The sequence below is a fragment of the Chitinophaga sp. GbtcB8 genome (assembly GCF_019091455.1).
Lineage (GTDB): Bacteria > Bacteroidota > Bacteroidia > Chitinophagales > Chitinophagaceae > Chitinophaga.
This window is the reverse complement of record NZ_JAGXJN010000054.1, coordinates 22,096-36,779: the sequence shown is the minus strand read 5'-3', so window position 1 is coordinate 36,779 and position 14,684 is coordinate 22,096. Positions and strand designations below refer to the sequence as shown.

General features: G+C 47.6%; 9 protein-coding genes and 1 tRNA gene. 2 read left to right on the top strand and 8 right to left on the bottom strand.

Going from position 1 to position 14,684, the window contains the following annotated elements; all coding sequences use genetic code 11:
- The coding region (locus KVT36_RS29600; protein ID WP_217607042.1) for an acyltransferase at window positions 1-752 on the top strand (752 nt) is incomplete at its 5' end.
- 152 nt (window positions 753-904) lie between these two features.
- Here the strand turns inward: KVT36_RS29600 and KVT36_RS29595 are convergent.
- From KVT36_RS29595 to KVT36_RS29560, 8 genes are all read right to left on the bottom strand, one after another.
- Window positions 905-989 (bottom strand) — tRNA-Ser (locus KVT36_RS29595).
- Window positions 990-1,166: 177 nt separating this feature from the next.
- Window positions 1,167-2,579, bottom strand: coding sequence for an efflux transporter outer membrane subunit (locus tag KVT36_RS29590; RefSeq protein WP_217607041.1), 1,413 nt, complete (start codon window positions 2,577-2,579; stop codon window positions 1,167-1,169).
- A gap of 87 nt (window positions 2,580-2,666) precedes the next feature.
- Complete coding sequence (locus KVT36_RS29585) at window positions 2,667-5,831, bottom strand: efflux RND transporter permease subunit (protein ID WP_217607040.1); 3,165 nt, start codon at window positions 5,829-5,831, stop codon at window positions 2,667-2,669.
- Between the two features lie 75 nt (window positions 5,832-5,906).
- Entirely contained in the window at window positions 5,907-7,088 is a 1,182-nt protein-coding gene (locus KVT36_RS29580) for an efflux RND transporter periplasmic adaptor subunit (RefSeq protein ID WP_217607039.1), read from the bottom strand.
- Between the two features lie 329 nt (window positions 7,089-7,417).
- The gene (locus KVT36_RS29575) at window positions 7,418-8,296 is read right to left on the bottom strand and encodes a helix-turn-helix domain-containing protein (protein WP_217607038.1); all 879 of its coding nucleotides are present in this window, start codon (window positions 8,294-8,296) and stop codon (window positions 7,418-7,420) included.
- A gap of 198 nt (window positions 8,297-8,494) precedes the next feature.
- Window positions 8,495-8,926 (bottom strand): MarR family winged helix-turn-helix transcriptional regulator, encoded by a 432-nt coding sequence (locus tag KVT36_RS29570; protein ID WP_217607037.1) that lies wholly within the window; start codon window positions 8,924-8,926, stop codon window positions 8,495-8,497.
- Between the two features lie 223 nt (window positions 8,927-9,149).
- Entirely contained in the window at window positions 9,150-11,525 is a 2,376-nt protein-coding gene (locus KVT36_RS29565) for an ABC transporter permease (RefSeq protein ID WP_217607036.1), read from the bottom strand.
- 165 nt (window positions 11,526-11,690) lie between these two features.
- Entirely contained in the window at window positions 11,691-13,799 is a 2,109-nt protein-coding gene (locus KVT36_RS29560) for an endonuclease MutS2 (RefSeq protein WP_217607035.1), read from the bottom strand.
- 253 nt (window positions 13,800-14,052) lie between these two features.
- On the opposite strand from KVT36_RS29560, the gene msrA reads away from it, so the two are divergent.
- On the top strand, window positions 14,053-14,607 hold the full coding sequence (gene msrA, locus KVT36_RS29555) for a peptide-methionine (S)-S-oxide reductase MsrA (protein ID WP_368670057.1): 555 nt from the start codon (window positions 14,053-14,055) through the stop codon (window positions 14,605-14,607).
- Window positions 14,608-14,684 lie beyond the last annotated feature (77 nt).

Below are 14,684 nucleotides of genomic sequence, written 5' to 3'. Positions count from 1 at the left end.
AGGAGCTTCTGGTGGAGCTGATCGGTTATACCCTTCTTCCGGTGCCCTTATCGCTTGATATACGTGGCAGGGAAGAGATGCACCCCCTGAATAGCGTGGGATGGTCATTGTTCTTTGAATACATTGCCAACATTCTTTACGCTATCGGGATCAGGAAATTCTCTAAAACGGCATTAAGTATTTTAGTGATCATCTCTGCTGCGGCACTCGCACACCTGGCCATCACAAACGGCGATGTCAGCGGCGGTTGGACGCTGAATGTGGAACATGTGCGCGTGGGGCTGACCCGTACCATGTACCCTTTCTTTGCCGGCCTGTTACTTTCACGTATAGCAAAACCAACCCGCGTTAAAAATGCCTTTTTGTGGTGCAGTCTTTTAGTGGCCATCTTACTATATATGCCACGCATCGGTGGTGCTGAGCATGTTTGGATGAACGGGGTTTATGAATCTGTTTGCATCATTATCATTTTCCCGCTGATCGTTTATCTTGGCGCCAGCGGCGTAATACAAACCCAAAGAGAAAACAGGATATGCAAATTCTTAGGCGATATTTCCTATCCGCTTTACCTGGTACATTACCCGCTGGTATATTTTTATGTTGCCTGGATCAGCAACCATAAAGGCATAACCATCGTACAGGCGTGGCCGTATGCATTACTCATCTTAACAGGCGGCATTATTCTGGCCTACGCCACATTGAAATGGTATGATGAGCCGGTTCGTAAATGGTTGAGAAAGAAACTTAAATAGGTAATTAAGGGGCATAAATGCTGCTGACCGGATCTGAACAAGAAATCTGTTCAAAAAGTAGCTTGTATTTTCATACAAGGTTATCCATGGTATGTTTGGAACGCGCTGTTATAAAATAAAAATGCCCCGCATAGCGGGGCCATAAAAGTGAGCGGAGGAAGAGGGATTCGAACCCCCGGACCTGTTACAGTCAACAGTTTTCAAGACTGCCGCAATCGACCGCTCTGCCATTCCTCCGGCGCAAAAGTATAAAAGGAATTTAATTTAAAAAATTTATTTTTCTGAAACTGCCTTATCTCCCATCCACAGGGCATTTCAGGGCAAAAAAAACGCCGTACCTGCGTACGGCGTTCCTAATTCCTTGCTGTTGTGTCTTTTTCCTTTTCTATTGTTTAATATGTTTCAGTCCATGCACTATTTCCATCCGCCACCTAAAGACCGGTACAATTCCACTCCGGCGCTCAGCTGCTGCCTAACGATATCCACACGGGTCAGCTGGGCTTGCAGGGAATTGCCTTGTGCGGTGATCACTTCCAGGTAGTTAGCCAAACCGCTGCGGAACAGCAGGCGGGCCTGGGAAATGGCGGTATCCAGCGTTTGTACCTGGTTGTTAGCTATCTGGCGCTGGCTTTGCAGCTTATCCAGTGATACCAGGGCATTACTTACTTCGCCAATGGCGTTCAGCGCCTGCTTACGGAAACGGATGGCTGCCTCGTCGCGCTGAATGCGGGCTATTTCCAGCTGCGTTTTCAGCTGGCGGCGGTTGAATACCGGTTGGGTAATTCCACCAGCTACGGTGCCGAACAGGGAGTTGATATCAAACCATTTGGCTGCTTTGTAGGAGTTTAACCCGCCGGTGCCCGTAATGGTAAGGGCTGGGTACATGCTGGCCTGGGCCACGCCTACCTGCGCATTGGCTGCTACCAGCTCCATTTCTGCAGAACGTACGTCCGGGCGTTTGCTGATCAGCTCTGCCGGTACGCCGGTGCTCAGGGAGCTCGATAAACTGATATCTTCCAGGTTAGCGCTCCGTGTAACCGTACCCGGGAGTTTGCCGGCCAGGATCTGCAGGGCATTTTCCTGTATGGCTATGCCTTGCTCCAGCTGCGGTACCAGCAGGGCTGCTGTTTGCTGCTGGGATAATGCCTGTTGTACGGCCAGCTCTGTTACATCGCCGGCTGTTTTCTGCAGGCGCATCATCTGCACAATAGAATCGCTCAGGGATACATTACGGCGGGCAATCTGCAATTGCTCATCCAGCATCAGCAGGTTATAATAGCTGTTGGCTACATTGGCTACCAGCTCTGTTTGCACGGCGCGGGCGCCTTCATAGCTTCTCAGGTAGTCGGCCAGTGCGGCTTCTTTCTGGCGTTTGATCTTACCCCACACATCTATCTCCCAGGAAAGGTTAGCGGACAGCGTATAATCCTCAATATGATCCGTCTTCAGGAAGCTGCCCAGGCTAATGCCGTTCAAGCTGTTCTTGGAAGGATGGCTGGTATTAGCCGTGGCCTGTAAATTTAAAGACGGCAGCCAGGCGGCTTTGGCCTGTTTTACATATGACTGCGCACTTTCTATATTCTTTAATGCCAGCTGCAGGTCGTAGTTGCCTTTCAGCGTACTGTCTATCAGCTGCAGTAACACCGGGTCCTGGAAGAACTGCTTCCACTCCACCCCTGCTATGCTGCTGTCTGAGGGCGCCTGCGTTTGCCCATTGAAGTGCTCCGGCAGTACCAGGGCGGGCCGCTCATAATTACGACCCACCCGGCAGGCTGCCAGCACTACAACTATCAGAAAAAATATTGGTATGAAAAGTCTCTTTTGCATGTACTATTTATTTTATGCTGAATGCTTAACGCTGAACGCAAAATGCAATCAGCGTTTAGCGTTCTGCATTTAGCGTTAAGCTTATTTCTATAAAGCTGGTTCTTCTTCCATCTCTTCTTCATAGACCCTTAAGCCGGCGCGGCCTGTTATCCTTTCCTGTAAATACTGGAAAATAACGTACAGTACAGGAATAATAAACACACCTAATATTACACCGGTAAGCATACCCCCGATGGCGCTATAGCCTATGGAATGGTTACCAACGGCCGATCCTTTCTGCACAAATACCAGGGGTATCAGACCTACGATAAAGGCAAATGAAGTCATTAAGATAGGACGAAGCCTTGCTCTTGACCCAGCCAGCGCCGATTCAAGAAGGCCCATGCCATTCCGTCTTCGCTGCACGGCAAATTCTACGATCAGGATCGCATTCTTGGCCAGCAACCCTATCAGCATGATCATCCCGATCTGTACATAGATGTTATTATCCAGCCCGGCAAAACCGATGAAGGTAAATACACCCAGGATACCTGTTGGTATGGTCAGGATTACTGCAAGCGGCAACACATAACTTTCATATTGAGCTGCCAGCAGGAAGTATACGAATATAATACTGAGGATGAAGATGTAGATCTGCTGATCGCCTGCCTTGATCTCTTCACGGGTTGATCCTGTCCACTCGTAGCCATAACCTTGCGGAAGCGCCTGTTTCGCCGTTTCCTCAATGGCTCTGATGGCATCACCCGTACTATAACCTGGTTTAGGTGTACCGTTGATGGTAACCGCATTAAACATGTTGTTGCGGGTTACTGTTTCAGGGCCATATACACGTTTTAATGAAACGATCGATTTTACAGGCACCATTTCATTCGTGCTATTCTTCACATAAATACCATCGAGCGAGTGAATGTCGTTACGATAAGGCACATCTGCCTGCGCTACTACGCGATAGTACTTTCCAAAACGGTTAAAATCCGAAACATAGCTGCTACCGTAATAGATCTGCAAGGTCTGCATCAGGTCACTGATAGCTACGCCTAATTGCTTGGCTTTATAATTATCTACCTCTACTCTGTATTGCGGATTGTTAGCGGAAAAGGTAGTAAAAGCTGCACCGATCTCTTTTCTTTGCATCAACGCGCCGATAAAGCCCCATGCATTATTACCCAGCTGGTCCAAAGGACGGCCCAGCCTGTCCTGCAGCATGAACTCAAAGCCGCTCACGTTACCAAAACCCTGCACTGTAGGGAAGGTAAAGAAGAAGGCGCTTGCATCTTTCAGCTGGCTTGCCGGCCCATACATCATTCCTGTAACCTGGTCAATATTCTTTACATCTCCTCTTTCGTGCCTGTCTTTTAAGCGTATAAAACCTGCAGCATAAGGAGATGCAGCGGCATTACTGATGAAGTTAAAACCATCCACCGTCCATGTATGCCGTACTGCCGGGTTTTGACGAAGCATTTTGTCCAACGTTTCTGTAGACTTATGCGTTCTGTCCATTGAGCTACCCGGAGGTGTGTTCAGCGCATATAATACAAAGCTCTGGTCTTCCGTAGGAATAAATCCTGTAGGTGCTCTGCGGGCCAGTATAAAGGCGCCGAGCGTTATAATAACCAGGAGGCCTATGGCAACCCATTTACGGCGGATCAGAAAGCCAATACCCTTTATATACCGGTGTGTCATTGAGTTAAATCCGGCGTTAAAGGCATTAAAGAACCGGCTTCCGAAGCCGGTTTTCTTGCCATGCTCACCCTCTCCCGTTTTTAAGAACAATGCACACAAGGCAGGGCTCAGGGTCAGGGCGTTGATGGCCGAGATCATGATGGCAATGGCCAGTGTAAAGGCAAACTGCCTGTAGAATACACCTGCTGGGCCCTGCATGAAACCAACGGGTATAAATACCGCCATCATTACCAGGGTAATAGATATGATAGCACCCGAGATCTCGTCCATTGACTTCAAAGTAGCTTTTCTTGCAGGCCAGTGTGTTTGTTCCATTTTGGCATGCACGGCTTCCACCACCACGATCGCATCAACCACCACAATACCAATGGCCAGCACTAAGGCGAACAGGGTAAGCAGATTAATACTAAACCCAAAGAGCTGCAGGAAGAAGAATGTACCTATAATGGCCACGGGCACGGCTATGGCAGGGATCAGTGTAGAACGGAAATCCTGCAGGAACACAAACACCACCAGGAACACCAATATAAATGCGATCACAAGCGTTTCACGTACCTGGTCGATGGAGGCGTCCAGGAAGTCCTTGGCGTTGTACATGATTTCAGTCTTCACGCCCTTGGGTAGTGAAGCGCTGAATGGTACCAGCAGCTTCTCTATCTGTTCAATGATCTCGCTGGCGTTAGAGCCGGCTGTTTGAATAATAGCAAAACCTGCGGCCGGTTTTCCATCCAGCAGGTTGTTAGCTCCGTAATTGAGCGAACCGAATTCTATACGTGCCAGATCTTTTAAGCGAAGCATGGATCCATCACTGTTCGCCTTTATCACAATATTCTCATAATCCTCGTTCAGGTTTAGCTTACCTTTGTATTTCAATACAAATTCAAAGGTTTCCTTGCTGTTCTCACCCAAACGGCCCGGAGCCGATTCTATGTTCTGATCCCTGATCGCGGCCAACACATCCTGCGGAGAAAGATTATTCGCTGCAAGACGATCGGGTTTTAACCATATACGCATGGAGTAATCCTTGGCGCCAAAGATCTGCGCCTGTGCTACACCCGGTACACGCTGGATCTGGGGGATAAGATTGATCTTGATATAGTTTTGCAGGAACTTTTCATCGTACTGTTTAGGATCTTCACTATACAATCCCATGAACATGATGAAACCGTTCTGTACTTTTTGCGTGCTGAGGCCCGCTGTTACCACTTCCGTGGGTAACTGGCTGGTGGCTTTGGATACCCGGTTCTGTACGTTTACAGCAGCAATATCAGGATTGGTTCCCTGTTTGAAATAGACCGTTAACACCATACTACCATCGTTACTGGAGTTGGAGGTCATGTAGGTCATATTCTCCACCCCATTCACTGCTTCCTCTATCGGGTTAGCCACTGAACGGGCCACTACTTCGGCATTGGCGCCGGGGTAAGTAGCCGAAACCGTTACACTGGGCGGCGCGATATCGGGAAACAAGGTAACAGGCAGGGCAAAATAAGAGATAATGCCCAGTAGTAGTAGAATTATGGACACTACCGTAGAAAGTACCGGCCTTAATATGAATCTTCTTAACATGATAAGTTCACTTTTTGATTGTAAGTAAAATCGATTTTTGCATGGTATACTTTACATTAAAGTATAGCCTGCCACTTACAACGGTTTTGACTTGAGCACACTATCTGCCGATACCGGCTGAGGCGTAATTACAGCGCCGTCCTTTAAACTGCCGGTTCCGGATAAAACTATTTTCTCGCCTGCTTTCAGCCCATCGCTTACAAAATAGAGGTTGGCTGTTTTTCCGGCAATGGTAATAGGTTTGCTCGCTACTTTATTGCTATCGGCCACTGTGTATACAAATACTTTGTCCTGTATTTCAAAGGTGGCTTCCTGCGGTATAGTAATGGCATCAGTAAGCTGCTGTGTTAATCTTACTTTACCTGTGTTACCGGTACGCAATATGCCACCGGCATTGGGAAACGTTGCACGGAAACTAATAGCGCCGGTAGTTTTATTGAACTGGCCCTCTATAGTTTCTATTTTCCCTTTTTCGGCAAATGAGGTATTGTCTGCCAGGATCAGCTCTACAGGAGGCGCTTGTTTTAATTTCTCTTCGATCGTCTTACCTGCAAAGTTGTTTTTGAATGCAATGAAATCGGCCTCACTCATAGAGAAGTAGGCGTACATTTCACGTACGTCGGAAAGCACTGTGAGTGGCTGTTCATCATTATTGCCTACAAGGGCGCCTATTTTATAAGGTATTCTGCCAATGTAACCGCTTACCGGTGCATTCACCAGGGTATAACCTACATTGATACGGGCGCTGCCTACTGCTGCTTTAGCCTGGGCTACAGCGGCTTTTGCTGCTTCATAATTTGCTTTGGCTGTTTTCAGCTGCACGTCAGAAACAACATTGTTGGCTACCAGGGGCGCCAGGCGGTCCATTTCAACCTGCGCCTTATCCATATTGGCCTCGGCTGCAAGCACGTTTGAATTTGCACTGTTCAATTGCTCGGCATATACCTGCGGATTTATTTTAAACAAAGGCTGGCCTGCTTTTACATAGGCGCCTTCATCTACAAATATTTTTTCCAGATAACCAGATACCTGCGGGCGCACATCTACATTCACCTTTCCTTCCAGCGAAGCGGGAAATTCCAGGTAAGTAGTAGCCGGCGCTGATGTAATTGCCATAACAGGCAATTGAGGAGGCGGTGGCGGCGGTGGAGCTGCCTGGTTTGAAGCACAGCTATATAATACTACAGCCAGCATCAGAATGCCGGAGAGGTAGGCGAGTGGCTTGCGTGTGATCATTTTTTTCAATAATAGTTCCATTTGTTATAGTGTTATATATTGTAAAGACGTTCGAATACCTTTCAGTAGGACAAAAAATGCCCGTTTTACTTTTCAGCAATTAAAAGGTTGTTTGTTTTAGTGACAGCTTCGGGTAGTAGTTTTAACAGAATTGGCCAGCAGTAAGCTCTGACATGGTTTCACCCGCCGGCGTATCCTTATACGGATCAGCAAGTTGTTTTGTTACTGTTGTTAAAAAATAATTTAACAAAACAGGGCGGCGGGTATGTTTACAATCATTTTCATATGCTTATAAAATCAATACAAAAGTAATACAAGGCTTTAGGTTTCCTGTTTAACAAATCGCGGTATTAATTGTACTTTTCCCGGATACTCCGTTGAAACATAACCGGTGTTTGCCCGGTGTGTTTTTTAAAGAAGCGGTTAAAGTACGCATCATCCTCAAAGTTAAGCTGCCAGGCTATTTCCTTAACAGAATGATCTCCCCAGAACAGCAGGCGTTTAGCTTCCATGATACGTTTTTCATCTATAACCTGTTTAGCGGTTCTGCCCACAGCGGCTTTTACAGTATCGTTCAGGTGCCCTGGCGTAACGAACATCATATCTGCATAATTGGCCACCTGGGTTTTATCCCGGAAGTGCTGGTCAGACAGCTCATTGAACTGGCGTACCATGCGGCTTTGGGCCGTATCCAGCTGCATGTAGGCTACGTTGTGCTGTGGCAGCCGGCCGCAAGCCATGATCAGAACATTCAGCAGGTTACGGATAATGCTGTCCCGCATTGGGCGCATGCTGCTGTATTCCCGGAGAATGAGACCTGCATAGTTCATAAGCTCCTGCATCTGGGCTGCCTTTACAGGAATGGCCCGTTTATCAAAGATGCATGCCCAGCAGTTGAGCATACCCTGGCATTCCGCCATCAGGAATTCCTTATCAAAATGGATATATACGGATTCACAGATGGAATCTTCACTTCCATGTTGATGTACCTGGTCTGGCGCCAGCAGGATGACTGCCGGTGCGGCAACGGTATACTTTTCAAAATCTATGTACTGGGTCATTTGACCGGATAACAGCAACGTAATGGTGAAACCTGCATGCCGGTGCGGATATACCGCCCCTCCTGCGGGCATGTTCAGCGAACGGCCAATGGTAAATCCCGGCATTTCAGATGCTCCGGGCATTTTTGCGCTGATATCATACACGGGTATTAACACATTGTTCTTCATCAGAAAAGCGGTTTTTTCAGATAAATGCCGGTGGAGGATATAAAGGCAACGCTATGATTACTACAGCTTACAGTACAACAGTTCCATCACATAACTTCTGCCAACAAATTTAAAATATCCTTCCAGCAATTTTCTAAATAATTACAATTAATTCTTCAAGACAATTATACTAGATAAGTATTTAGCCAGCTAACCATATTATGACAAGTTGCTCAATACCTGCATTAATAACCGCTTTAATAACATCCGTTCTTCAGTGCTCAGGTTATCGACGGTTTCCCGTTCCAGCACCTCCCACATTTTCTGTTCCACCGTCTCCACGGCAGATACCCCTTTTTCCGTAAGATACACTCTTACAGCACGTTGGTCGAATGAACAGCGCTCCTTTTTAAGGAATCCGTTCTTTTCCAGCCGCTCTACCGTACGGGTTACCGTTACGGCAGACACGCACATGCCGCAGGTAAGCTCATTGAGGGTAATACCCTGCTGCTGGTAGATCTGCTGCAACAACAGCTCCTGTCCTGCATGCAGGTTCAGGGACGACAGCAGCTCATTAGCCCTGTTACGGTGCGCTTTACCGATCCTTGAGATCAGGTAACTCACAGTTTCTGACACCGGTATCTTATTCATGGGGCCAAAAGTAAAAATAATTAGCCAGCTAAACAAGTGGGAGTAATATAGATATCTTTTATAGGGGTATAGACGGACCGCGTAAACCGTCGCCGTCCATGGACCATAGCCGATGGTCCATTGCCTGCTACGCCTGTAAGACGGGGTATAATAATAAGCATTTCCCTTTATAGGGGGGTACGTGGGGATATTAATTCAGTGTTATATTATATATGGCCGCCTCCTACTCCATCTTCAGACTCTTCACCGGATCGGCTAAGGCTGCCTTAATAGATTGGAAGCTGACAGTAATTAAAGTAATGCTGAGCGCCAGCAGGGCGGCAATAATAAATACCCATGGCCCAATGGCAATACGGTATTCGTATTTTTCCAGCCAGCCCTGTAAAAAGTACAGCGCCACCGGCGTGGCAATACAGCAGCTAATGCCTACCAGCCATACAAAGTCTTTGGATAATAACAGCCATACCTGGGTTACAGAAGCGCCCAGCACTTTACGAACCCCTATTTCCTTCGTACGCTGTTCTGCTATATAGGCGGCCAGCCCAAACAATCCCAGGCAGGAGATCACAATAGCCAGCACGGCCAGGATGCCGGACAGCTTGCCCATAAGCAGCTCCTGCTGGAACATGCCATTGTACTGTTCATTGGCAAAATCATATTTATAGGGAAAAGCAGGACTGTACTTATTAAATATCTTAGTGAGCTTGTCCACAGCGGTATGGGGATTTACGCCGGCGGACAGGCGGTACATCATATAACTGTTAGGCGTACCGCTGGGCATAAACATAGTAGGATCTGCCGCTGCAAAGGGCGACGCCATTAAAGCATCCTTTACCACGCCAATGATCCTGCGCTTTTTATCATCAAAAGTGATCAGCTGGTTCAGGGGCGCGGTTAAGCGCAGCCTTTTTACTGCGGCCTCATTTAACAGCACATCCAGCGAATCGGAGGGGTAATAACCGGTAAAATCCCGCCCGCTTTTCAGCTGCATGCCCATGGTCTTAAAATAGTCGGCAGCTACTTCTATCACGCCCATTTCTACGGTTTCACCGGCATTTTTACCCGGCCAGCTATCCAGGTCAGAATGCCACTCTATCCAGGTGGTTGGGCTGGAGGCGTTAGTAACGGATTGCACTACCCTGCTTCTCAGCAGCTCGTCCTTCAATGCGGTATAATTTAGCCACAGGTCTTTATTTACATTCGTGGTCATTAGCTGGTCCACCTCATAACCTGCTGGCCGGTCTTTGGCATATTGCACCTGGCGGTACACCACAATGGTGCTGATAATAAGCGCTACCGAACAGCTGAACTGTACTACTACCAGCACTTTCCGGGAAAATACCGCAGACCTGCCGGACTGCACTACCCCTTTTAATGTTTTAACGGCGTTAAAGGAAGAAAGATGAAAAGCCGGGCGGCTGGCAGCCAGCAAACCAATTAATATCCCGCCCCCGGTTACCAGCAACCAGAAAATAAAGCTGTTGTAAGGTATGCGGATGGTGCTGGCGGTTAATGCATTAAAAGCAGGTAATGCCAGCAGCACTAACAGCAACGCTAGTACGAATGCAAAAAAGGTTAGCAGGAAAGATTCTGTAAGGAACTGCAGGATGAGCGCATTCCTATGTGAGCCAATTGCTTTGCGGATGCCCACTTCCTTTCCCCTTTTGGCGGAGCGGGCCGTGGTAAGGTTTATAAAGTTGATACAGGCTATCAGTAACACCAAACCTCCGATAACACTGAAAATGTGCACATATTCAATAAAACCGCCGGCCACTTTCCCATTTTTATACTGGCTGTATAAATGCCGGTCCTGGAAAGGCGTCAGGATCACATCGGAGTTTTTGGCATTAGGACTATCCTCGCTTTTTTCAATGTCTTTTATTTTAGCGGCCACCTTCGCCAGGTTCACACCAGGCCGCAGCTTTACAAACTGCTGAAAGCTGTTTCCCGTAAAGCTACCGTTACGTGCTTCCTTTACATAATCCCGGGTTTGCTCATAATAACTGAAAGGCACCACGTATTTAAACTGGAAGGTGGCATTGGCCGGCAGGTCTTTGAGGATGCCGGTCACTTTCAGATCATGCTGGTTATCTATACGCACTATTTTGCCTACGGCATTTTGATTGCCGAATAATGCTTTGGCGGTAGATTCCGTGAGCACGATTGAAAAAGGTTCTTTTAACACGCCGTTGGCCGTACCTTCCAGCAGGGGGAATTTAAATATTTTCAGGAAGTCGCTGCCGGCTACTGCGCCCCGCAGATACATCTTCTGCTCCCCGGCCATTAGCCCATGAGGCCCCATCCAGTCTGTTTCTGACAGGTTTTCAATTTCAGGGATAGTGTTGCGGAGCACATCGGCCAGCTTCAGGGAAGTAGTGTTGAAGGTAAGTATCTCACCATTGCTGTTAAAATTGCGCTGTACCTGGTAAATGCGCTCATGATCGGGCAGAAATTTATCGTAAGTGTATTCCTTATATACCCATAATGCTATCAGCAGCGTAACGGCCATACCCATGGCCAGGCCCAGGATATTAATAGCGCTGTACCCCTTATTATTGACCAGCTGCCGCCACGCAATTTTAAGATAGTTGGAGATCATGGGTAAGTTGTTTATCCGGGCAGGGCGCTAAGAAGGTGCCAGATAAACAGGCAGCTGGAAGTCAGTGTTTTAGATATTTGGAAGTGTCATGAACTGTCCGGTTTTGATACAAGGGGTGTCCGCTTACGCGTGCCACACCTTTGAAGTATGGCACACCTAAATATATTACGCTTCTTCCTTTGCCTTTTCCTTCACCACCACCAGGTCCGACATTTTTACGTTCATAGGTAAATTGCCGATCTTTACGATCACCCGCTTGTCACGGATCTCCAGCACCTTACCTACCTGGTTATTGGTAATGATCTTTACCTGGTCGCCTACCTTACACTGCCCGCCTATTTCCTGGAACTTATCATTGATCTTTTTCTCCTGTTTTTCGTTGATCTGTTTTTCGCGTTTGCGGAACAGCAGGGCCTCTGCCTGTTTCAGCACTTTCTGCTTATCATCGGTACGCTTCCACTCCACTACTATCTGCTTCATTTTGCGTTCCATATCTTTCAGGTACTGCAGCTCATCTTCCCGGATCTTGTTCTGCAGCTTTAACACGGCCTGCTCCTGCTTCTGGCGTTCTTTGTCGGACAGGATCTCGTATTCCTTTTTCAGGCGTTCGTTCTCCTTTAGCAGCTTTTGCAGGTCCTTTTCTTTTTGCTCTACTTTTTGCAGGTCCTGCTCTGCTTTATTCAGCAGCTTGTCCAGCCGGAAGTGGCCTTCATCCACCAGCTTGCGGGCGCGGTTTATGAGCCCGGGATCCAGGCCTATGCGCTGCGCAATAGAAAAGGTGTAGGAGCTGCCGGGTTTACCCACCATCAGCTTGTACATGGGCAGCAGGTTTTGCTCATCAAACCCCATGGCGCCGTTAATAATGCCCTTTACCTTGTTGGCCATTATTTTCAGGTTCAGGTAGTGTGTGGTTACAATACCAAAGGAGTGCTTGCGCGCCAGCTCTTCCATGATCACTTCTGCAAAAGCCCCACCCAGGTTGGGATCAGAGCCGCTGCCCAGTTCATCTATAAAAAACAGCGTTTTGCCGTTAGCGTTCTCCATGAAGTACTTCATGTTCTTCAGGTGAGAGCTGTAGGTGCTTAGCTCAAATTCCAGCGACTGCGTATCGCCAATGTGGATCATGAGCTGCCGGAAAATACCCAGCTGCGAGGTGGGGTGCACCGGCACCAGCAAACCGGCCTGCAGCATGAGCTGTATAAGACCTACTGTTTTCAGCGTTACTGTTTTACCACCGGCGTTAGGGCCGCTGATCACCAGGATGTGCTGGTCCTTATCCAGGGTAACGTTAATGGGTATAGTAGGTTTGCTGTTCTTACGGTTGTATAGTAACAGCAGCGGGTGGTACGCATCTACCAGATGCACCTGCGAGTGGGCGGTGATCATGGGAAAGTTACCATCCATATCCAGCGCCAGCCGGGCTTTAGCACGTATAAAATCGTACAGGCCCAGTATGTCGTGGTAATTAGTGAGCAAAGGTGCATACTGGCTTAAAGCAGCAGTAAGGTTGCGCAGTATGCGGTATACTTCCTTCTCCTCTTCCCTTTCCAGGGAAAACACTTCGTTATTGATCTCAATGGTTTCTTCCGGCTCAATGAAGGAGGTTTTGCGGGTATCGGATTCCCCGTGCAAAATGCCTTTTACCATGCGTTTATGCTCTGCAAAAACAGCCACCACGCGGCGGGTATTCAAGAAAGCTTCTTCAATATCTGCCAGGTAACCTTGTTTGTTCAGCTTTTGCAGGATACGGTCAAACACGCGGCGCAGCTCCGTACGTTTACGGAATAACGACATGCGGATCTTCGCCAGCTCCGGGGTGGCGTTATCACGCACCTGCCCGGCATCATCCAGCACCTCATCTATCAACGCCGTTATCTTTTTCTCATAATGGGTGTGGGCAATTACTTCGTGCATGCCGGCGTACTGGATCCGGCGGTCGTGATCAAAAAAGCGGAAAATGCCGTGCATGATCTCTGCCAGCTTGCGTATCTGCATCAGCTGATCTTCCTTTAATACCGCACCTTGTATACTCAGTAAACGCAGTTCTGTTTTCAGGTTCAGCACCGGATCATTCGGGAAGTATTCCTGTAATAATAAAAGCTGTTTATACTCGTGCGCCTGTTGCAGGGCCGACCGCACATAGTCAATATGTGTATGCAGCCGTAATTCCTCTGCCATTTGTTTGCCCAGCTCCGTTTTGCAATGCTCTTTTAATAAAGCCTGTATTTTGTCAAACTCCAATTGCACCAGGGCCGAATCGGGAAAATATTTCATGTAAAATCGTTCGTCTTTTTATTGTCAGATGGAACAAACCGGCAAAGATCCACCCGTTGTTTCATCCCGTTGTATCTAAAAGAATGTTAAAGTTACTTAACTTGGCCGTTCTAAGCATCGCTATTGTTGTAATTTACGTATCTGGAGTAAAATTTTTATGTTACGATATGCCTTGTTAAGTGGTTTGCTGGCGGTTACGATGGCTGCCTGCGCCCAAAATGGACCCACCGGTACGGAAAAAGTTCCCGATGATATGGACACATCCAATATTTCCCAGGTAGAAAAAGCCACTTTTGGCGGCGGTTGTTTCTGGTGTACGGAAGCACAGTTCCAATACCTGGATGGCGTAGTAAAGGTAGAATCCGGTTATGCCGGGGGCACAGTGGCCAACCCTACCTATGAAGAAGTATGCACCGGCACCACCGGCCATGCAGAAGTGATCCAGGTTACCTACGACCCGTCTAAAGTAAGCTATGAGGAGCTGTTACAGGCTTTCTGGCAAAGCCATGACCCTACCCAGCTGAACCGGCAGGGGAATGATGTGGGTACGCAGTACCGCTCTGTTATTTTTTATCATAATGAGGATCAGCACAAAAAAGCGGAGTACTACAAACAAAAGCTGCAGGAATCCGGCGCTTATGACAAACCGGTGGTAACGGAAATTGCACCCTTAACTAATTTCTATGCGGCGGAAGATTATCATCAGAACTATTATAATCAAAACGGGTCACAGCCTTATTGTACGTATGTGATAAAACCCAAGCTGGAGAAATTCAGGAAAGCCTTTAAGGATAAGCTGAAACATTGATCCCGCATAAAAAAGATTTCACAGCCGCTACGCATAAACGTAGCGGCTTTTTACTTCAGGAACATCCCTCCCCTTAC